The sequence below is a fragment of the Lactobacillus sp. WILCCON 0149 genome (assembly GCF_057197965.1).
This window is the reverse complement of sequence record NZ_JBUBHO010000048.1, coordinates 1-274: the sequence shown is the minus strand read 5'-3', so window position 1 is coordinate 274 and position 274 is coordinate 1. Positions and strand designations below refer to the sequence as shown.

The 274-nt window shown below is 44.9% G+C and carries 1 pseudogene; it reads right to left on the bottom strand.

Features of this window, described 5'->3' with window-relative positions:
• Nucleotides 1-261: pseudogene (locus ACYVUV_RS12425) on the bottom strand (IS1634 family transposase); the annotation flags it as partial.
• Between the last annotated feature and the right edge of the window lie 13 nt (nucleotides 262-274).

The window sequence follows — 274 nt, the reverse complement described above, 5'->3', positions numbered from 1 at the left end:
CTCATTGACTGGTTCAGCCGCCGTTCCTTCGGCGGGAATCTCAACATCAGGGAAGAATTTTTCGAAGTTGGGGTTAGGGAACATCATTCCCGGATGATCAGGGGCAGCTTTCCCAATGGTCGTTCTTTTGGCGACGTTGTATTTCTTCTCGGGAAGGTACTCTCTAGCATAAGTGTATTCGATGTAGGTAGTCTTGCCTCGTTTATTTCTGGAAATTTTACCAGTGTTCTTAGGAATATTTACTAGGCAGTTGTAGTACATGATGCTCTCCTTT